This window comes from Asticcacaulis sp. AC460, assembly GCF_000495795.1.
GTDB lineage: Bacteria > Pseudomonadota > Alphaproteobacteria > Caulobacterales > Caulobacteraceae > Asticcacaulis.
Genome location: NZ_AWGD01000031.1, coordinates 135,515 through 153,857 on the forward strand (window position 1 = coordinate 135,515; position 18,343 = coordinate 153,857).

An 18,343-nucleotide genomic window follows, 5' to 3' on the forward strand; every position below is an offset into this window, starting at 1 on the left:
AAACCATGGCCGCCGGAGACAAGGCGAAAGCCAGGTGAATACCTTGGAAAAACCGGAACATGGATGTCATCCGAACAGCGAAGCGATGAGCCAAGGTTAGAAGCCACGGCGACTCCGCGAAATGTGACTCGCGGGCTGAAAAATCAGGATTGCATAAGACGACGGACATAGCGCCCAGTCGCGTTAGACCAAAACGGCGCGCATTGACATATGATGTATGACGTGTGACGTAAATGCGCAAAACAGGAAACGCCCCATGTCCCGCCTTCTCGCCCTTGCCGTTGCGGCGCTGACGATTGCCGCGCCGGCCTATGCCCAGACGAAGTGGGACAAGCCTGCCACGACCTTCCATGTGTCGCCGAGAGGCGATGACCGCAATGACGGTTCCGCGGCCAAGCCGTTCCGCACCGTGACGCGGGCCAAGGACGCCGTGCGCACCAAGAGCGCCACGTCGGACGTGACGGTCTCTTTGGGTGACGGCACATACCTGTTGGACACACCTCTGATCCTGACCGAGGCCGATGGCGGCCAGAACGGCTTTACCGTTACTTGGCAGGCGGCCGATGGAGCGAAACCCGTGCTATCGGGCGGTTTGACCGTCACCGGTTGGAAGCCGTACCGCAACGGAATCTATGTCGCCGGCACGCCCAAGGGCCAGGAGTCGCGCCAGCTTTGGGTCAATGACCGACTGGCCGAGGTGGCCCAGGTCGAGATCGACCGCAAGACCGTCACGTTCAGCGAAACGGGCCTGACGATAACCAAGCCGCCATTGAACCTGGCGGCCCTACCCGGTCAGAATCGCATCGAAGTCGAAAGCCAGGGCTATTTCACCGCCCGCTTCTCGCCGGTCCAGTCGGTCAGCGGCACCACGCTCACCATGCAACAGCCGGCGTGGGCCAACAATATCTGGGGCTGGGACACCATCCCCAATCCCTTCCACCCGGAAGACGCCCACCTGTACCTGCGCAACAGCCTGGCCTTCCTGACCCAACCCGGCCAGTGGTTCCTCGATCCCGGCGCCGGCAAGCTCTATTACAAGCCGCGCGCTGGCGAGGACATGAAGACCGTCAAGGTCGTCCTGCCACGGCTAGAGGTCCTGGTCGCCATCGCCGGCACCAGGGACAAACCGGTTCACGATCTCACCTTCAAGGGCCTGCGCTTTTCACACACCTCGTGGCTGGGGCCGTCGTCAAATCAGGGTCTGGCCAGCCAGCAGAGCGGCACCTTCATCACCGGCAAGGCGGCTGCCTATCCGGAAGACGTCCTGAACCGGTGCAAGACCGGCTGTGCAGAGTTCGAGACCGTGCGCAACCAGTGGAACCAGACGCCGGCCGCCGTGCAGGTTTCGGCCGCCCAGCACATCGTCTTCGAAGGCAATGTCTTTGCCCACCTGGGCCAGTATGCCCTGGGGATCGGCAATGACGACAATGCCCACCTAACCGGCCAGGGCCTGGCCGCCGTCGATATCGTGGTGAAGGGTAATGTCTTCACCGATCTGGCCGGCGGGGCCATTTCGGCCGGCGGGGTGCGGCCCGACGCCCATCACCCGTCCGATGCGCGCCTGACCAACCGCCAGCACATCTTCGAGAACAACCTGATCCAGAACGTCAGCCAGGAGTACAAGGACAATAGCGCCATTATCGCCACCTACATCTGGAACAATGTCATCCTGCATAACGACATTTCCGGTGCGCCCTATGACGCGATCGATGTCGGCTATGGCTGGGGCTATGTCGATGCCGGCGGCAATCCCAACTACCGCACGCGGATGCGCGGCTATGACCAGTGGCGGGGCGGCGGCGGCAATCCGGTCTATGACACGCCGACAACGCACAAGGACGTCTTTGTCGGCTTCAACCGGGTCTATAAGGTCAAGCAACTGTTTCTGGATGGGGGAGCTATCTACAATCTGGGCGCATGCCCCGACTGCGTTTTTGCCGAAAACCATGTCTTCGATATCGGCCCGAGGGTGGCGCTCTATTTCGACGAAGGCTCACGCGGTCTGCTGATCCGCAACAATGTCGTTGAAGACGCGTCGAAGTGGCTGAACGTCAATACGGCGCGCTCGGCCCTGCCCCTGCGCACCTCGACGAACAATACGGCGCGCGGAAACTGGCACAACACCACCGAACTGGGCGGGATCTGGTCGGCCTATCAGGAAGACCTGATCCTCGATGACCACTACGTCCCTGACAAGGCCTGGCCGGCAGAAGCGAAACAGGTCATGGCCAATGCCGGCATCCAGGACGATATCGTCCTGCCGGACTATATGGGTGTCAAAGCGCGCGCCAGACCGGCGGACCTGCCGCCGTCCGATGGTTCGCCGACGGCGGAGAAGAAACGCAAATGATCCGTCGCTGCCTTCTTTCGGGTGGACTTGCCCTGCTGGCCTCCCCCGCCTTGGCCCAGAGCACCGGCATCTTCAATGTCCGCGACTTTGGGGCGCGCGGCGACGGTGCTACGCTGGATACAGACGCCATCCGCGCTGCCGTCAAGGCCGCCCATGCAGCCGGCGGCGGAACGGTGCTGCTGCCAGCGGGCCGATACTTAAGTTTCTCCATCCGCCTGCTCGACAAGGTGACGCTGTGGCTGGGCGAAGGTTGCGTGCTGGAAGCCGCCGATCCGGACATCCACAAAGGCGCCTACGACCTCGCCGAAACCGACTGGCCGGAACAGTTCCAAGATTTCGGAATTACACAATTTCACTGTTCGCTGATCTATGCCGATGGTGCCCGCGATGTCGCCGTCATCGGCCGCGGTCTTATACACGGCAAGGGTTTGCGACGTGAAGATCCCGGCGCACGCTGGCACGGCGTCAAGGACTGGCAGCCTGGTCCGCGGCTCAACGACCCGAAGGAACAGGCCATCCAGGGGCAGGGCATCCGCGCTATAGGATTCAAGAATTCGAGAAATGTCCTGGTGCGCGATGTTACGGTTTTGCAGGGCGGCCACTTCAGCGTCCACCTGCTGGGGTGCACAAATGCGACGATCGAAAACGTGATGGTCGATACCGACCGCGACGGCATCGATATCGACTGCTGCCGGGATGTGCGGGTGCGCGACTGCATCGTCAATGCGCCCAAGGACGACGCCATCGTACTCAAGTCGTCCTATGCGTTGAATGAAAAGATCATCACCGAGAATGTCTTGGTGACCGGCTGCAAGACCTCGGGCTTTGCGATGGGATCGGTGCTGGACGGAACCTACAAGCCGTCGGACTACAGTTCGACCGATGGCATCGGCGTTCTGGGGCGGATCAAGCTGGGGACCGAGTCCAACGGCGGCTTCCGCAATATCCTGATCAGCGACTGCCAGTGCGACACCACGCGCGGCATCCTGATGGGCGTGGTCGATGGCGGTGTGCTCGAGGACGTCCTGGTCAGCAACATCACCCTGCGCAATCCGGTCAACCATCCTCTGTTCGTGCGCCAGGCCGCGCGGTTGCGTGGACCGAAGGGCATTGTGCCGGGCGCCTGCCGCCGGGTGGCCTTTTCCAACATCCACGTCACCGGCGCCAACGGCCGCTATCCCTGCGGCGTGGCCGGCATTGCCGATGCGCCGGTCGAGGACGTCACCTTCCGCGATATCCATGTGATGAGCGGCGGCGGCGGCACAGCCGAGGACGCCAGTCGCGAGGTGCCTTATCGCCGCGAAATCAGCTTGGAAGTGACCTTCATGGGCGCCCTGCCCGCCTTCGGGTTCTACGCACGGCACGCCAACAACATCAGTCTACGCGACGTGACGTTCGAAACGACGGCCCCGGATGCCCGTCCGGCCATGGTTTTCGACAGTGTCCAGACCGCCCGCGTTACCGGAATGGTCGCGCCGGTGCGCACTATCAACAGTTCCGGCATTACGCTGGACGGCAAGGCCTTGTAACTGCTAACGGAACTCCGAAAGAGGAGCTTCCCCGTGTACCTGATCGTCGGCCTCGGCAACCCCGGTTCGCAATACGCCAAAAACCGGCACAATATCGGCTTCATGGTTGCCGACGAGATCATTCGCGCGCCGGACTTCGGACCCGAGAAGAAGCAGTTCGACGCCATCACCGCCGAAGGCAAGATCGAGACCGGCAAGGGCCCGGATAAGGTGCTGGTGATCAAGCCCCAGACCTTTATGAACCTGTCGGGCAACAGCGTCGTCAAGGCGATGCAGTTCTACAAGATCAAGCCCGAACAGGTCATCGTCTTCCACGACGAACTGGACCTCGCCCAGGGTCGGATGCGCATGAAAATGGGGGGCGGCCATGCCGGCCACAACGGGCTGCGCTCGATCATGGGCCATATCGGACCGAACTTTATACGCGGACGGCTGGGTATCGGTCATCCCGGCGTCCGCGAGATGGTGCACAACTGGGTGCTGGGCGATTTCGGCAAGGGCGAACAGGTTTGGGTCGATGCCCTGACCGATGCCTGCGCCCGGGCGTTGCCGATGCTGTTCACCGGCCTGCCCGACGCTTCGGAGCGTTACACCACCGAAGTCATGCGCCTGGCGCCCGCGCCCAAGCCGGTGAAGCCAGACGGTACGGCCTGAACCGATAAAAAGGTTTCCTCAGAACGCCCGCGGTGTTAGGGAAGCGCACCTTTTTTATCGAGACCTTCCATGGCCCTGAAAGTCGCTATCGTCGGCCTGCCCAATGTCGGCAAGTCCACCCTGTTCAACGCGCTGACGCAAACCGCTGCCGCCCAGGCCGCCAACTATCCGTTCTGCACCATCGAGCCGAATGTCGGCGACGTCGCCGTGCCGGAGCCGCGCCTGGACGTGCTGGCCAAGATCGCCGGTTCCAAGGAAATCATCCCCGCCCGCATCAACTTCGTCGATGTCGCCGGCCTGGTCCGCGGCGCTTCCAAGGGCGAAGGCCTGGGCAACCAGTTCCTGGCCAATATCCGTGACTGCGACGCCATCGCCTTCGTCGCGCGCTGCTTCGTCGACACCGACATCACCCACGTCGAAGGCCGGATCGATCCAATCTCAGACCTGGAAATCATCGACACCGAGTTGATGCTGGCCGACCTGGAATCGCTGGAAAAGCGTCTGCCGGCCCTGGAAAAACGCGCCAAGTCGGGCGGCGACAAGGATGCCGCCATCACGGTCGAGCTGATCAATGCCGCCCTGACCGAACTGCGTGCCGGCCGCCCGGCGCGCGTCGCCTACGAGAAGGGCAAGATCAGCAAGGAAGACACCAAGGCGTGGAACATGCTGCAGCTGCTGACCAGCAAGCCGGCTCTCTATGTCTGCAATGTCGAAGAAGGCTCCGCCGGCACCGGTAACGACCTGTCCGAAGCGGTCGCGGCCCGAGCCAAGACCGACCACGCCAACAGCGTCGTCATCTCCGCCCAGATCGAGTCGGAAATCGCCATGCTGGATCCGGCAGAGCGCGCGGAGTTCCTGGAAACCCTGGAGCTGGACGAACCCGGCCTTAACCGGCTGATCCGCGAGGCCTACAAGCTGCTGGGCCTGCAGTCCTATTTCACGGTCGGCCCGAAGGAAGCTCACGCCTGGACGATCCCGCTCGGCTGCACGGCGCCCCAGGCCGCCGGCGTCATCCACACGGACTTCGAAAAAGGCTTCATCCGCGCCGAAACCATGGCTTATGACGATTACGTCAAGTTCAACGGTGAAGCCGGCGCGCGTGAAAACGGCAAGTTCCGTCAGGAAGGCAAGGAATATATCGTCAAGGACGGCGACATCCTGAACTTCCGCTTCAACGTCTGATCCGCATCACCCTTTGAAAAGGTGGCAGGTCGTCGTATCGACCTGAGAGTTCGCCGCGACCGATTTGAGGTGAAGCTCGTAGGGCTCCGACGACCAGCCGGTCGCACGGATCGAATAGACTTCGAATTTCGGTGTCTCCCAAGTCAGGCCGTAGGGTAAGGCGCTTTCGCGTTGGACCTTAAAGCCTTCGAGAACGAATCCGACACCGTCGCTGTCGTTGACGAACGTATAGCCGGAGACCTCATAGACGCGGCTGTAGGTTGAGCCGTCAGCGGAGAAGCCCGTGCCGGCCATTCCCGTGACGGGCTGATCGCGGGCAAGATTGACCATCACCATGCCCCGCATACGAACATAGCCGCTGTCGAACAGGTCGCTGGCGACGTCGGCCTCGCATTGCCACTTCTTGCCGGAAACGTAGGCGAACAGGTCGTCGACGGTTTGGGCCTGAGCACCAGAGGTGGAAAGTGTCAGCGCAAGCAGGGTCAGGGCGGTACGAAAGGCTTTCATGGCCGAACTCCGGGAAGAATGATTCCGCTCGAACTTGCCAGACTATCCATTTTTCGAAAAGCGACCGTGTGGACCTTTCAGTATTTGTAACGGGGCCCAATGGGTGTCCGAATTCGAACACCGGCTCTGGCCAAGGCGAAGAATCCGGGGTAGCATGGAGCCTTCGCAAAGAGGGGGGCTTCATGCGACATTTCCTTATTCTGGGGGCAGCGCTGTGCGCGGTCCTGGTGTCCTGCGACCGAATCCAGTCCTGGCAGCACGAACTCAACGGTATTTCGGCATCATCCACATCCGCAATTCCGGCATCGAGCTTTCGGACAACCACGGCGATCACCGAATCCGAGGAAGCGCGGCGCCTGGCGGCCTACCCGACCCTTGCCGTGCGCGAAGGCGACATCCTGAAGGTCTTTCACAACGGCAAGCTGATCGCCAGCGAGAAGACAGTACCGTGCGATGGCGACGGCAATGCCGATACCTGCCGGCAGCCAAGGTTTTGGGGCATGGTCAACCTGCTGTCGTCCGACACGGGCAAGATCGAACCCTATGCTGTGCTCGACATCGGCTTCTGGGAAAGCGGCGGCTACTATATTCCACTCGGCAAGGGCCGGAACTTCATGCTGACCGGTGAACCCGAGGCGTCACCAGACGGCCGCTGGCTGGCCAGTGGACTGGAAGAGGTCACAGTCTACGACGAGGATACCGAACTACGAATCTACGATTGGGCCGGCGGTGGCAAACCCGTCGTGTTCGGCCCGTGGTGCCGGCCGAATGGATGGAGCGACAACCACACCTTCACCGCCTTATGCCAGGACAACAGTTTCGCGACCTTCGAGGCCAGGGCCGACCGCGACGATCAGGATCGATGGAGGTTGACGACGACGCGCATCCTGTCGGTGTCCAACGGTCCCGGCGCCAAAGCCCCAAGATCAGCCTTCGAAGGGGTGGCGCTGGAGCGCGAGCCCTAGTTTGCGGCACCGTCGATGCGGTGGGTCTCCGCCTTGACGAAGGCGCGTGACATCCCGGGGACTACGATGTGCTATTCATCCGGCTTGAGCCGGCAGGTTACCCGGTAACCGAATCCCTTGTCGTCTTCGATAATGCCATCAAGTATGGGGTTGTCGTCGGTGGTCTGGAAGGTCAGCTTGATGCGTCCGGTCCACATTGTCATGCCGGACGGCAGTTCGTCGGACTTGGCCACCACGCCATCCTTAAGATAGAATCCCGGCTTGCCGTCCTCAAAAGTGCCAAAGCCGGTAAGCCGGGTCTGAACGGTACGCAAACCGTCTTCGAAGGGCAAAATGGTCAGGGTTGAGCCCTTCATATCCCATTGGTCGTTCGTCATCTGGTAGACGACGTCGGTTGTGATTTCGGCCATGGCCTCGCCCTCGGCGGCGACCAGTTTGGCCGTTCCGCTGCACTCGAACAGCTTCAGCTGCATGCTGGTAACATATTCACCTGCCTCGGGCAGGGTCATGGCCATCACGACATCTTCGGCGTGGGCGGCCGTACCGGCCAATCCAAGGAGGGCTGCCGTCATCACTACAGGACGCATCATGCGCGATATCCCCGGATCCAGGCCCGGCACGTGACGGCCACGTCCGATCGCCCGTATGGTCTTCATCGCAGGCTAACATGACCGGGTGATCGTGATAAGCCGCTGCGCAAGCCTGTCAGTATTTGTAATCCAGGCTCAGCGAGCACAGAAAAACCCGCCGGATGACCCGGCGGGTTTAACTTATTGGCTCGGAGACGTCGCGGGGTGGCGAGTCGAAAACCGTTATCGCAGGGAGATGACGGTTTGCAGACCGCCAGATCGTGACGTCAGTGCTTACCTTTCCAGACCTGGCGGTAGGCCAGATAGGTGATCCCGAAGAAAATCGCCAGGTACAGCAGCACGGCGATACCGGTCTGCTTGCGCTCGGTGGCGTGCGGCTCAGCGGTCCAGGCCAGGAAGGTGGCCACGGCGTGTGCCTGGTTCTTCAGGGTCGAGGGCGTGCCGTCGTCGAACGTCACACGACCATCGGTCAGCGGGGGGGCCATGGCCAGGACGCCGCCATGCGGCACCTTGTGCGCGTCACCCGACCACTGGGCCTTCAGGTCGCCCGGGAAGTAGACATTGTAGTGCTGGCCCGGCGCGACGGTCAAACCGACCGGCTCGGGCTCGTAGCCCTGCAGCAGGGAATAGATGTAGTGCGGGCCGTGGTGACGGGCCTTGGCCATGACCGACAGGTCGGGCGGCAGAGCGCCACCATTGCTGGCCTTGGCCGCGTCGTCGTTCTTGAACGGGCTGGGGAAACGGTCCGAGGTCGTCGCCTTGCGGGTCGTCTCGTCACCGGTTTCCGGATCGATTTCCGCCACTTCGAACTCGGACGCGATCTGCTTCACGACCGGGTTGTCATTGGGGTTGTCTTTGTATTTCTCGTCGAAGAAGGGCCCGCCCTTCTGACCGAGGTTACGGAACGACATCAGCTTCATGCTGTGGCAGCTGGAGCAGACTTCGCGATAGACCTTGTAGCCGCGCTGCAATTCCGCCTGATCGAAGGCGCCAAAGGGGCCTTCGAAGCTGAATTCGGCCTTAAGCAGCGGCTTGGCATGGCCACCCGAGGCCAGGGCCGGGGCACCGGCCACCAGGCCGGTGACGACGGCCAGACCGGCCAGGACCTTGAGGGATTTCGTCATAAGAGAAGACATGTGACTGCGCCCTCAGTGCTTGGAGTGGTCAGCGAGCACGGCTTCGGAGATCGAAGCCGGCACCGGCAGAGGATCTTCCTTCAGGCCGATCCATGGCATGATGATCAGGAAGAACGAGAAGTAGTAGGCGGTCAGAATCTGCGACAGGGTCACGACCTTCAGGCCGATGGCGGTACCGTGGCTGTCCGCGCCCAATTGGAAGACCAGGTCTTCCGGCAGTTGGCCGCCGCACCAGCCCAGAAGGCAGCAGGTGATGACGAACAGGACGAAGAACCAGCGCATGACCGGACGGTAGCGCATCGACTTGACCTTCGACGTATCCAGCCACGGCAGGGCGAAGATGACGGCGATGGCCGCGAACATCGCGATGACGCCGATCAGCTTGTCCGGAATGGCGCGCAGGATGGCGTAGAAGGGCAGCATGTACCATTCGGGCACGATGTGCGCCGGGGTCTGCAGCGGGTTGGCCTTCACGTAGTTGTCGGCGTGGCCCAGGGCGTCCGGCATGAAGAAGACGAAGACCGAGAACAGCATCAGGAACAGGATCATGCCGACGCCGTCCTTGACGGTGGCGTAAGGCGTGAACGGAACCGTGTCTTCCTTGGACTTGATCTCGACGCCGGTCGGGTTGTTCTGGCCGCAGACGTGCAGCGCCCATATGTGCAGGACCACAACGCCGGCGATGACGAACGGCAGCAGGTAGTGCAGCGAGAAGAAGCGGTTCAGGGTCGGCTGGTCGACCGAGAAGCCGCCCTGCAACCAGGTCAGGATCGACGGGCCGACGAGCGGAATGGCGCCGATCAGGTTGGTGATAACGACCGCGCCGTAGTAGGACATCTGGCCCCACGGCAGGACGTAACCCATGAAGGCGGTGGCGATCATCAGGAAGTAGATGACGCAGCCCAGCAGCCACAGGACTTCGCGGGGCGCCTTGTAGGAGCCGTAGTAGAGACCGCGGAACATGTGGATATAGACGGCGAAGAAGAACATCGACGCGCCGTTGGAGTGGATGAACTGGATCATCCACCCGCCGTTGACGTCGCGACGGATGCGCTCAAGGCTGTCGAAGGCGTGGTCGACGTGCGGCACATAGTGCATGGCCAGGATGACGCCGGTGATGATCTGGATACCGAGGCAGAGCGACAGGATGCCGCCGAAGGTCCACCAGTAGTTCAGGTTCTTCGGGGTCGGATAGTCGACAAAGCTGTCATAGGCCAGGCGCAGGATCGGCAGACGGGCGTCAAGCCACTTTTCGATGCCGGTCTTCGGCGAATAGGTCGAAGGATGATCGCTCATGCTTAGCCCACCTTGATCTTGGTGTCGGAGATGAAGGCGTATTCCGGAACCTCGAGGTTCTTGGGCGCCGGGCCCTTACGGATACGGCCGGAGGTGTCGTAGTCCGAGCCATGGCACGGGCAGAACCAGCCGCCGAACTCGGAACCGCCCATGTTGGGCACGCAACCCAGGTGGGTACAGACGCCGACCAGGATCAGATACTGTTCCTTGCCCTTCTTGACGCGATCGGCGTCGGGCTGCGGGTCGCGGAAGCCGGACACGTCGGCCGTCTGGGCTTCCTGGATTTCCTTGGCCGTGCGGTGACGCACGAACAGAGGCTTGCCGCGCCACTTGACGACGACCTGGCCGCCTTCGGGCACCTTGCTGACGTCGTATTCGATCGAGGCCAGGGCGAGCGTATCGGCCGCCGGGTTCATCTGGCCGATCAGCGGTATGGCTGTCGCCGCGGCCGCGCCGACGGCGGCCGCACCGGCCGCTATGTAGATAAAGTCACGGCGTGACGGATCATCATGACCCTCAACCGTCCCGTTCACAGGTTCGCTCACCATGCCACCTCTTCAATACCGCCGCGGACAGGCAGCGACCGCCGCGCCCGCGCAAAACTTCCCGGCACTCAATGCCTGATTCCCTTAACAAAGTAACCAGACTCGCGGCCCATAAGGCCGCCCGTGAACGCCGATTGCGTCTATAACCACAATTGCGCTGCGGATTCAAACCACCAAAACGCTTTGGAGGCCATTTTCTTGACAATAATGGCGCCGTGGCCGATGTCGGCAGGGTCTGCCCTTCCCTTCTTGAGTCCCTTCGCATGCGCCTGGCCCTGTATCAGCCGGATATCCCTCAGAATCTCGGCGCCGCCATCCGTCTGACGGGAGCACTGGAGGTCGCGCTCGATATCATCGAGCCGTGCGGATTTCCCTTGAATGACAAGGCGATACGGCGTTCGGCGATGGATTACGGCGACTGCGCCATAGTGTCGCACCACGCCGGATGGAGCGATTTCCTGGCTTCGGTGCGGCTCAATCCGGCGGCGCGCCTGGTGCTATTCACCACCCGATCGGCAGCGCCCTACTGCGATTTTGCCTTTGAACCGGAGGATGTCCTGCTAATGGGACGCGAAAGCGCCGGCGTGCCTGACGAGGTCCACGCGGCGGCCGATCACCGGCTGTTCATCCCGATTTCGGCCCGGGCGCGGTCGATCAATGTCATTACCGCCGCCGCCATGGGTCTGGGCGAAGCGCTGCGGCAGACGTCAGGGTTTCCCAGGCGCGTTCTCTGATACCTCCCCGCGCGAAGAGCGCAGGGAGGTATCAGATTTTACAACCCCTCGACCTTCTGTTTTCCGTCTTTGGGCATCTCGGTAAACGGGGTTGGCGGGGGGGCCATCGGCGACAGGGTCTCCTGGCTGAATCCGATCAGGTCGTCGACGGCCTGGGTCACGGCCAGGTTATAGCCTTCCACCGTCATCGACATGTCATTTCGGCGGATCGGCACTTCGCGGGTGATGTATTTCGTGGCCACCACCGTCCGGTCCGACTGGCGCGACAGGCGGGCATCCAGGCCCACCACCACCACCGGCTTGCCGCGAACATAACGCGTCTCGAACCCACGCACCGCGACATCCAGCCGGTAGGCCGCCGCCGAACGGCCGCGCGGCTCCAGCCGGACATTGCCACCGCTGCGGGCGTACCCGGCCTGAACGGCCTCGGTGAACAACTCACGGGCGCCTGCCGCCCAGCGCGCCTTTTCGACATAGGCGATCTCGTTGTTTTCCACGGTCATAATGCCGTCGCCGGCACTGCCGGGCGGAAACACGACCGGCCCCAGCGACAAGGCGACGGGAACGCCCTGCCGCGCCGCCGGCGCGGCTTCAAGCAGGCCGGCGTCGTAGCCGAAGCGATACATCTGCACAGGATCGGTCTTGGGCAGGAGGCTGATGCAACTGCTCAGGCCCAGAGCGGCGATCGCAAGAACTGGCGCGAGAACCGGTAAGAGGAAGCGTCTCATTCGCTGACCTTTCTTTGCTTGGCGGCCGGCTTGGTGACCAGTCCCTGCGGATTCTGCTGGACGGTCTCGACCAGGCTCTTCAGCGATTCCGACGCCTCGTTCAGGTTTTCCAGGCTTTCCTGCATCTGCGGGAGGGTCTGGGTGTTGATCTGGTCGGCCGGCTGCTTGATCGAATCGGCCAGGACGGCGACGCGATCGGCCGCAGTGGCCAGCTTTTCGGTGGCCGAATTGATCTTCTCCAGCGTCTCGGGCAATTGCTGCGCCATCACGCCGTCGGTCGAATTGGCCAGTTTGGTCACCGCATCGGCTGCCTGGCCGGCGCTGATGATGGCTTCGTGGGCATCGTCCAGCATCTGCTGACGGTTTTCGATGTCGGCGGTGATGCTCTGCAGATTGTCGAGCGTGTCCGAGAAGGTTTTGATGTTGCGGTCCGACAGGAGGCGGTTGACGCGGTCCAGGCTCTCATAGGTTTTTTCGATTACCGAGCCCGAGCCCTGCAGCAGCTTGGCCAGGGCGCTTTCTTCGGAACGAATGACCGGCGGCGGTCCACCAGGCTTGCGTTTCAGCAGCGGCGAACTGGCCGTGCCCGGCGAGATCTGCATGTACAGCAGGCCGGTGATACCCTGGGGCTGGAGGGTGGCGACGGAATCGACGCGGATCGGGGTTTCGCTGTCCAGCTTGATGCGGGCGAAAACCTGGCTGGTATTGGCTTTGCCCAGGCGCAGCGACGTCACCTCACCGACCTTGATGCCGTTGAAGTGGACCTCAGCGCCTTTGTTCAGCCAGTCGACCGACTGGTTGAACTCGACGTCGTAAACGCCGTATTCCTGGTTGACGTCGAACTTGATGAACCAGAAGGTGAAGCCGAGCAGAATCAGCGCCATCACGAAGGTGACGAGACCGACAAAGGCATAATGCGCCTGACGTTCCATGGGCGTGTCTCCCTATCCTTTCACCCGCCCCCGCGGACCATGAAAATATTCATGAATCCAGGGGTGATCGGATTTTTCCAGCACCTCGATACGGTCCTTCACCACGACGTGACGGTCGGCCAGAACGGCGATCTCATCACAGATGGCGTAGAGACTATCAAGGTCGTGCGTAATCATAAAGACCGTAAGCCCCAGGCTGTCAGCCAAACCACGGATCAATTCGTCGAAGGCGGCTGCCCCGATCGGGTCCAAACCCGCCGTCGGCTCATCCAGGAAGATCAGTTCGGCGTCGACCGCCAGAGCCCGCGCCAGGGCGGTGCGCTTGATCATCCCGCCTGACAGTTCCGACGGCATCAGGTCGGCGGCGCGCAGCGGCAGGCCGACCATGGACATCTTCAGCAGCGCCACCTGGCGGGCCTCACGCGGGTTCAGCCGGGTGAACTCCAGGATCGGCGTCATGATGTTTTCGGCGACAGAAAGCGTCGAGAACAGCGCCCCGCCCTGGAACAGCACGCCGGTCTTGGCGCGCAGTGCCTTGCCTTCGGCAGGCTTGGCGTCCATCAGCTTCTGGCCGAACAGGTGGATGTCGCCACTTTGGGGCCGGTGCAGACCCAGGACGGAGTTGAGCAAGACCGTCTTGCCTGAACCGGAGCCACCGACCACGCCCAGCACTTCGCCGCGCTTGACCACCAGGTCCAGATCTTCGTGGATGACGTGGTCGCCAAAGCGGTTGTTCAGCTTTTCGATGACGACGGGATCGTCGCCCTGGCCGTTCTTCGGCTTGGCGACATGGTTCAGGCTCAGCTTCTCACGCTGCTTGCCAGTTTCTTGGCCGCTGCCTTCGGTCGATTCTGGGTTCGTTTCGAGGGGGGCTTCGGGTTCTTCGGTCATCACATGGTGAACCCGTTGAACAGGACGGCGAACATCGCGTCCAGCATGAAGACCAGGAAGATCGACTGCACCACCGCCGTAGTCACCTGACGTCCCAGCGAAAGGACGTCATCCTTGACCTGCATGCCCTGCCAGCAGCCGACAATGGCAATGGTGGCCGCAAACAGGGGCGGACGGACAATGCCGACAAAGAAATTGTAGAACGGAACATAGTCCTGCAGGCGCTGCAGGAAGACCGCCGGCCCGGCACCCAGCGCGCTCCAGATGGCCAGCATCCCGCCGAACATCATGCCGAGCGTCGAAAGAAAGGTGATAAAGGTCGACATGACCACCAGCCCGATCAGGCGCGGAACGATCAGGGCCTCATACGGATCGATCCCCATGACGCGCATGGCATCGATCTCCTGATTCATTTTCATGGCCCCGACTTCGGCGGCGAAGGCCGAGGCCGACCGGCCGGCCAGCAGGACCGCGGTGACCAGGGGGGCAAATTCCCGCAGGGCAAAGATGGCCACCATGTCGACGGCGAAGATACCGCTGCCGAACTGGTTCAGTTGCAGCACGCCGATAAAACCCAGCACGCCGCCGATAAAGAAGCTGGTCATCAGGACGATGGGAATGGCTTCGATCCCCGCCCGCTGCATGACATTGACCAGGGCCGCCCAGCGCATGCTGCCCGGCCTGGCCAGGGACATCATCAGCTGGGTGATGATGTGGCCCATGAACACGGCCTGGGCGATAAACCCGTTCTTGAAGCGCATGGCCAGCTTGCCCAGCTTGACCAGGGCGAAATAGAACGGATGGAGCCACATCTTGGGCGGCTCGGGATTTTCCTGAACATAGTCGGCAATCGGCGCGGCGTGGCTGCCGACAATGCCATAGAGCCTGGCGTAATTGTCCTGGCCGGTGAAAACCTCACCCTGCAGCCGGTCGCCGACGGCGGTGCGCAAGAGGTAGGCGCCGGCTGTGTCGAGCCCCTCGATGTGGCTGCCATCGACGGTGATGTGTTCGTAGGATTTCAGTGCCTGGCGCAGGCGATCGCCCAGGCCCTCGGTGCGGGTGACGATCCAGTTTCCCGTCGGCCGCAGCACGGCCGTGCCCCCCTCACCGGCATCTACCGCGAAGTCAGCCTTCAAGGATTTGGTTTTTGCCTTCGGCATCAGGGATCAGGACTCTTTCGCAAGCCTTTTAGGGGCTAACCTCTTAGATGAGGTAAACGCATAAAAAGGCAAGAGTGTAGCGAAATGCACACGTCTGACCGCCTATAGGGCGATTCCGTGTTCCGCCTAAGCCTGCGGTACCAACCGGATACGATAAATGCCCTTCAGGCCTTCGAGGTCGACGGGCTTGCCCTTGCGCACCACCTCGATCCTGCCCTCACGTACCAGGCTAAGGATGACGGCGCGCACCTTGGGCAATTCGCGCTGCCAGTTTTCGGCGCTCATCGCCTTGGCGACGTCATTGGGGCTGATGGACTCACCGCTTCGCACCTGCGATAAGAGCGTCAAAAGTGTCTCTTGCGCCAATTGGGACATGAATGCGAACTCCGGAGTGCGTACAATGCGTCAGTTAACAACCGTTACCGAAGGCCCTTTTGCCGGATGGCAGAGGGCTGAGCCCGGGGACACGTTCAACGGTCTGATCGGCGCCTATTATTACGACACGTCCGATCCCGCCAGAGTCAAAGTCGGTTTCCAGGCGGAAAAGCGTCATTTGAACGGTGGCGGCAGCGTTCACGGCGGCTGTCTGCTGACCCTGGCCGATACGTCGCTGTTCGTTTTCGCCATGCCGCATCTGGGGGACGGTGCGGCGGTGACTCTGCAACTGGACGCCCAGTTTCAGTCGCCGGGCCGTGAGGGCGACATCATCATCGCCACGGGTGAGATCACCCGCGCAGGCCAGACGGTGATCTTCGGCCGTGGAGAGTTGCGCTGCGGTGACAAGCTGCTGCTGAGTTTTACCGGGATTTTGGCGCGAAAGAAGCTCAAGCCGCAAGGTGATGCTTGAAGTCAATTAGCCGGGCTCCGGCCTCCCGTCCTCGTCCCAATACTCCCATTTTCCCAAAGCTTGACAACCCTCATAACTTCCGACGGCGGCAACTTGGCCATTTGGGTGGTAATCCTTCCAAACTCCCTGTTCCTCCCCATCTGTATAACTACCCTCCGAGGCGAGCGCACCATTAGGATGGTATGCCACAAACAACCCATGCCTGATCCATCGCTGGCCATCGGCGGCAAGATAGCGTGAGTACCTGAAACGGATGCTACCGTCTTCATAGGGAATTTCTGCGATGTTCAAATCTGCCATCGTGGTGCCTAAATCTCCAAGGCTTTTGCCCGTTCACGAAGGGCGCCGAGCCATCGCGCCACGTTTTCCAGCGACTTGTCCGGCCGGAAGCGCGCGATGCGGGCAAAATCGAACGCGCACACGCAGGCGATATCGGCAATGGTCAGCCGCCCGGCGGTGATGAACTCGCGATCCGCCAGATGCACGTCCAGGCCGATGCAATAGGCCGCCGCATTCTCGAACATATAGTCGCCGACCGCCGGATTGGGGTCCTCCAGAATGACCAGCGGCGCCGCCTTCATCCGCGTGCCCAGCATTAGGGGCGTGGCCAGGCGCTGCTCGAGACGGCGGGTCCACATCTCAATATCGGCGATCTCACGCGCATCATGACCGAACAGGTTCGGCTCGGGGTACAGGCTTTCGAGATAGCGTCCGATGGCCACCGACTCGGCGATCACGCCGCCGTCGTCCAGCTCCAGTACCGGCAAATGCGGCGAACCCGCCTTAGCGATCACCGGATGGGTGCGCTGTTCCAGCTTCATGATATCGACCTGGACCAGCTCGATATCAGTGATGCCCTTTTCGGCCATCACCCAGCGTACGCGCCGTGGATTGGGCGCATAATCGGTCGTGTACAGCTTCATGGCGAGCCTCCGTTTCGGAGGAGCTTACAGCCCGTAGATGGCGTTCGGCAAGGCCCCGACAATGGCCGCCGACAGGACGGTGGCCAGGAAACCCGCGGCCAGGGCCTTCCAGATCATGTTGAGGATTTCCGGCCGGCGCTCCGGCATCAAAGCGCCATAACCGGCCACGGTGATCCCGACCGAACCGACATTGGCAAAGCCGCACAGGGCATAGGTCAAAAGGATGCGGGTACGCTCCGACATATCACCGACCGGAACCGCGGCCAGTTTCAGGTAGGCGACGAACTCAGTCAGCACCATCTTGATGCCCAGGAACCGCCCGGCGACCGAGGCTTCATCGGCGGGCACGCCCATCAGCCAGGCCAGGGGCGTGAACAGCCAGCCCAGAATGCGTTCGATGGTGATCGGCTCGCCGCCGACATGGTAGAAACCACTCAGCGCCGCATTGCCCAGCGCCACCAGGGCGACCATGACGATCAGGATGGCGGCGATGTGCATCGCGACATTCATGCCGTCCGTCGTGCCCTTGGCGATGGCGTCGATGGCGCTGTCGTATTTCAGCGATGAATTGTAGTCGACCTTCTCGTGTTTATGGTTGACCAGTTCCGGCACGATGATGCGCGACAGCAGCACGCCGGCCGGCGCCGAAACGATCGAAGCGGCCAGGATGTGACCGGCGGCATTGGGCAGGACGTCGTTGAGGATCAGCACATAGGCGACCATGGTCGAACCCGACACATTGGCCATGCCGATGACCAGCATGACGAACAGCTCCGACCGGGTCAGTTTGTCGAGATAGGCGCGGATGATGATCAGGCTTTCGACGTTGCCGACAAAGATGCCAGCGGCGACGCCCAGGGCCGAAGCGCCGCCCAGGCCGACGCCTTTTTCGAAGATAATTCCGAAGAAGCGAATGATGACCTTCAGCACGCCGATGTGCCACAGAAAGGCCGCGAGCGCACCGATGACAAGGATCAGCGGCAGTACGCGCAGGGCGAAGACGAACAGCGCCCCTTCATTGGCGATTGCATAGGGCTGGGCGCCACCGCCGAGATAACCGAAGACGAACTGCATGCCTTCCGCCGTCGCGTCGGACAAGGCCTGCATGCCGTTGGAAATACCGTCCAGAACGCCGCGGGATTGCGGGATGGCGAACAGAAGCAGGATCAGCGCGACCTGGATAGCGATGGCGCCGACGGCCAGCAGGATAGGAAAGCGCTTCTTGTTTTCCGACAGGCCCCAGCAGATGGCCAGAATGACAGCGATGCCAAGCAGGCTCTGCAGGTTTTCAAGGCCATAGTGGAACATGTACGCGATCCTTGTTTACGGAAAGGGAACCATATTCCGTAGCAGCCGTAACCTTTGCAAGCGATT

The 18,343-nt window shown here is 61.7% G+C and carries 20 protein-coding genes; 7 read left to right on the top strand and 13 right to left on the bottom strand.

All coding sequences use genetic code 11. The features are described from left to right. Nucleotides 1-256 precede the first annotated feature (256 nt). From ABAC460_RS41000 to ychF, 4 genes are all read left to right on the top strand, one after another. On the top strand, nt 257-2,350 hold the full coding sequence (locus tag ABAC460_RS41000; protein WP_023454605.1) for a right-handed parallel beta-helix repeat-containing protein: 2,094 nt from the start codon (nt 257-259) through the stop codon (nt 2,348-2,350). Next, the gene (locus tag ABAC460_RS41005) at nt 2,347-3,879 is read left to right on the top strand and encodes a rhamnogalacturonidase (protein WP_023454606.1); all 1,533 of its coding nucleotides are present in this window, start codon (nt 2,347-2,349) and stop codon (nt 3,877-3,879) included. The genes ABAC460_RS41000 and ABAC460_RS41005 overlap by 4 nt, the downstream gene beginning before the upstream one ends. Before the next feature lie 33 nt (nt 3,880-3,912). Beyond that, complete coding sequence (gene pth / locus ABAC460_RS41010; protein ID WP_023454607.1) at nt 3,913-4,533, top strand: aminoacyl-tRNA hydrolase; 621 nt, start codon at nt 3,913-3,915, stop codon at nt 4,531-4,533. 69 nt (nt 4,534-4,602) lie between these two features. Next, a complete protein-coding gene (ychF, locus tag ABAC460_RS41015) occupies nt 4,603-5,715 on the top strand; it encodes a redox-regulated ATPase YchF (protein WP_023454608.1) in 1,113 nt (370 codons plus the stop codon). Between the two features lie 6 nt (nt 5,716-5,721). Here the strand turns inward: ychF and ABAC460_RS41020 are convergent, their stop codons facing one another. Then, nucleotides 5,722-6,222, bottom strand: a complete 501-nt coding sequence (locus tag ABAC460_RS41020; protein WP_023454609.1) for a hypothetical protein — start codon at nt 6,220-6,222, stop codon at nt 5,722-5,724. Between the two features lie 182 nt (nt 6,223-6,404). On the opposite strand from ABAC460_RS41020, the gene ABAC460_RS41025 reads away from it, so the two are divergent. After that, on the top strand, nt 6,405-7,187 hold the full coding sequence (locus tag ABAC460_RS41025) for a hypothetical protein (RefSeq protein WP_023454610.1): 783 nt from the start codon (nt 6,405-6,407) through the stop codon (nt 7,185-7,187). Nucleotides 7,188-7,258: 71 nt separating this feature from the next. On the opposite strand, the gene ABAC460_RS41030 is transcribed toward ABAC460_RS41025, so the two are convergent. From ABAC460_RS41030 to petA, 4 genes are all read right to left on the bottom strand, one after another. Then, nucleotides 7,259-7,777 (bottom strand): hypothetical protein, encoded by a 519-nt coding sequence (locus tag ABAC460_RS41030; RefSeq protein WP_155914699.1) that lies wholly within the window; start codon nt 7,775-7,777, stop codon nt 7,259-7,261. A 266-nt stretch (nt 7,778-8,043) separates the two neighbouring features. After that, nucleotides 8,044-8,913, bottom strand: a complete 870-nt coding sequence (locus ABAC460_RS41035) for a cytochrome c1 (protein ID WP_031237136.1) — start codon at nt 8,911-8,913, stop codon at nt 8,044-8,046. 12 nt (nt 8,914-8,925) lie between these two features. Beyond that, nucleotides 8,926-10,209 carry a cytochrome b gene (locus ABAC460_RS41040; RefSeq protein ID WP_023454613.1) on the bottom strand — a complete coding sequence of 428 codons (1,284 nt, stop codon included), beginning with the start codon at nt 10,207-10,209 and terminating at the stop codon, nt 8,926-8,928. Between the two features lie 2 nt (nt 10,210-10,211). Further along, nucleotides 10,212-10,757: a ubiquinol-cytochrome c reductase iron-sulfur subunit gene (petA, locus tag ABAC460_RS41045; protein ID WP_023454614.1), complete on the bottom strand. Its 546-nt coding sequence runs from the start codon at nt 10,755-10,757 to the stop codon at nt 10,212-10,214. Nucleotides 10,758-11,017: 260 nt separating this feature from the next. On the opposite strand from petA, the gene ABAC460_RS41050 reads away from it, so the two are divergent. Continuing rightward, nucleotides 11,018-11,488, top strand: a complete 471-nt coding sequence (locus ABAC460_RS41050; RefSeq protein ID WP_023454615.1) for a tRNA (cytidine(34)-2'-O)-methyltransferase — start codon at nt 11,018-11,020, stop codon at nt 11,486-11,488. A 38-nt stretch (nt 11,489-11,526) separates the two neighbouring features. On the opposite strand, the gene ABAC460_RS0124950 is transcribed toward ABAC460_RS41050, so the two are convergent. The 5 genes from ABAC460_RS0124950 to ABAC460_RS41070 all read right to left on the bottom strand — a co-directional run bounded on the left by ABAC460_RS0124950 (nt 11,527) and on the right by ABAC460_RS41070 (nt 15,574). Continuing rightward, a complete protein-coding gene (locus tag ABAC460_RS0124950) occupies nt 11,527-12,216 on the bottom strand; it encodes an ABC-type transport auxiliary lipoprotein family protein (RefSeq protein WP_023454616.1) in 690 nt (229 codons plus the stop codon). Then, entirely contained in the window at nt 12,213-13,148 is a 936-nt protein-coding gene (locus ABAC460_RS41055) for an MlaD family protein (RefSeq protein WP_023454617.1), read from the bottom strand. Before ABAC460_RS41055 ends, ABAC460_RS0124950 begins: the two co-directional genes overlap by 4 nt. A gap of 12 nt (nt 13,149-13,160) precedes the next feature. Then, a complete protein-coding gene (locus tag ABAC460_RS41060; protein ID WP_023454618.1) occupies nt 13,161-14,039 on the bottom strand; it encodes an ABC transporter ATP-binding protein in 879 nt (292 codons plus the stop codon). Next, complete coding sequence (locus tag ABAC460_RS41065; RefSeq protein WP_023454619.1) at nt 14,039-15,199, bottom strand: MlaE family ABC transporter permease; 1,161 nt, start codon at nt 15,197-15,199, stop codon at nt 14,039-14,041. The genes ABAC460_RS41060 and ABAC460_RS41065 overlap by 1 nt, the downstream gene beginning before the upstream one ends. 126 nt (nt 15,200-15,325) lie before the next feature. Beyond that, on the bottom strand, nt 15,326-15,574 hold the full coding sequence (locus ABAC460_RS41070) for a DUF3253 domain-containing protein (RefSeq protein WP_023454620.1): 249 nt from the start codon (nt 15,572-15,574) through the stop codon (nt 15,326-15,328). A 25-nt stretch (nt 15,575-15,599) separates the two neighbouring features. Here ABAC460_RS41070 and ABAC460_RS41075 point away from each other — a divergent pair, with 25 nt between their 5' ends. Next, nucleotides 15,600-16,046: a PaaI family thioesterase gene (locus ABAC460_RS41075; protein WP_023454621.1), complete on the top strand. Its 447-nt coding sequence runs from the start codon at nt 15,600-15,602 to the stop codon at nt 16,044-16,046. 6 nt (nt 16,047-16,052) lie between these two features. On the opposite strand, the gene ABAC460_RS51210 is transcribed toward ABAC460_RS41075, so the two are convergent. From ABAC460_RS51210 to ABAC460_RS41090, 3 genes are read right to left on the bottom strand one after another with little or no spacing between them, the layout of a single operon-like run. Beyond that, nucleotides 16,053-16,346, bottom strand: a complete 294-nt coding sequence (locus tag ABAC460_RS51210; protein ID WP_023454622.1) for a toxin-antitoxin system YwqK family antitoxin — start codon at nt 16,344-16,346, stop codon at nt 16,053-16,055. A gap of 8 nt (nt 16,347-16,354) precedes the next feature. Next, nucleotides 16,355-16,969 carry a glutathione S-transferase family protein gene (locus tag ABAC460_RS41085; RefSeq protein ID WP_023454623.1) on the bottom strand — a complete coding sequence of 205 codons (615 nt, stop codon included), beginning with the start codon at nt 16,967-16,969 and terminating at the stop codon, nt 16,355-16,357. A 24-nt stretch (nt 16,970-16,993) separates the two neighbouring features. Next, nucleotides 16,994-18,277 (bottom strand): NupC/NupG family nucleoside CNT transporter, encoded by a 1,284-nt coding sequence (locus ABAC460_RS41090; protein ID WP_023454624.1) that lies wholly within the window; start codon nt 18,275-18,277, stop codon nt 16,994-16,996. Between the last annotated feature and the right edge of the window lie 66 nt (nt 18,278-18,343).

What these genes read in the sequence shown, in the direction of transcription:
- ABAC460_RS41000 (WP_023454605.1), top strand. Translation starts at nt 257, where the DNA reads ATGTCCCGCCTTCTCGCCCTTGCCGTTGCGGCGCTGACGATTGCCGCG.
- ABAC460_RS41005 (WP_023454606.1), top strand. Translation starts at nt 2,347, where the DNA reads ATGATCCGTCGCTGCCTTCTTTCGGGTGGACTTGCCCTGCTGGCCTCC.
- ychF (WP_023454608.1), top strand. Translation starts at nt 4,603, where the DNA reads ATGGCCCTGAAAGTCGCTATCGTCGGCCTGCCCAATGTCGGCAAGTCC.
- ABAC460_RS41020 (WP_023454609.1), bottom strand. Translation starts at nt 6,222, where the DNA reads ATGAAAGCCTTTCGTACCGCCCTGACCCTGCTTGCGCTGACACTTTCC.
- ABAC460_RS41025 (WP_023454610.1), top strand. Translation starts at nt 6,405, where the DNA reads ATGCGACATTTCCTTATTCTGGGGGCAGCGCTGTGCGCGGTCCTGGTG.
- ABAC460_RS41030 (WP_155914699.1), bottom strand. Translation starts at nt 7,777, where the DNA reads ATGATGCGTCCTGTAGTGATGACGGCAGCCCTCCTTGGATTGGCCGGT.
- ABAC460_RS41035 (WP_031237136.1), bottom strand. Translation starts at nt 8,913, where the DNA reads ATGTCTTCTCTTATGACGAAATCCCTCAAGGTCCTGGCCGGTCTGGCC.
- ABAC460_RS41040 (WP_023454613.1), bottom strand. Translation starts at nt 10,209, where the DNA reads ATGAGCGATCATCCTTCGACCTATTCGCCGAAGACCGGCATCGAAAAG.
- petA (WP_023454614.1), bottom strand. Translation starts at nt 10,757, where the DNA reads ATGGTGAGCGAACCTGTGAACGGGACGGTTGAGGGTCATGATGATCCG.
- ABAC460_RS41050 (WP_023454615.1), top strand. Translation starts at nt 11,018, where the DNA reads ATGCGCCTGGCCCTGTATCAGCCGGATATCCCTCAGAATCTCGGCGCC.
- ABAC460_RS0124950 (WP_023454616.1), bottom strand. Translation starts at nt 12,216, where the DNA reads ATGAGACGCTTCCTCTTACCGGTTCTCGCGCCAGTTCTTGCGATCGCC.
- ABAC460_RS41055 (WP_023454617.1), bottom strand. Translation starts at nt 13,148, where the DNA reads ATGGAACGTCAGGCGCATTATGCCTTTGTCGGTCTCGTCACCTTCGTG.
- ABAC460_RS41060 (WP_023454618.1), bottom strand. Translation starts at nt 14,039, where the DNA reads ATGACCGAAGAACCCGAAGCCCCCCTCGAAACGAACCCAGAATCGACC.
- ABAC460_RS41065 (WP_023454619.1), bottom strand. Translation starts at nt 15,199, where the DNA reads ATGCCGAAGGCAAAAACCAAATCCTTGAAGGCTGACTTCGCGGTAGAT.
- ABAC460_RS41070 (WP_023454620.1), bottom strand. Translation starts at nt 15,574, where the DNA reads ATGTCCCAATTGGCGCAAGAGACACTTTTGACGCTCTTATCGCAGGTG.
- ABAC460_RS41075 (WP_023454621.1), top strand. Translation starts at nt 15,600, where the DNA reads ATGCGTCAGTTAACAACCGTTACCGAAGGCCCTTTTGCCGGATGGCAG.
- ABAC460_RS51210 (WP_023454622.1), bottom strand. Translation starts at nt 16,346, where the DNA reads ATGGCAGATTTGAACATCGCAGAAATTCCCTATGAAGACGGTAGCATC.
- ABAC460_RS41085 (WP_023454623.1), bottom strand. Translation starts at nt 16,969, where the DNA reads ATGAAGCTGTACACGACCGATTATGCGCCCAATCCACGGCGCGTACGC.
- ABAC460_RS41090 (WP_023454624.1), bottom strand. Translation starts at nt 18,277, where the DNA reads ATGTTCCACTATGGCCTTGAAAACCTGCAGAGCCTGCTTGGCATCGCT.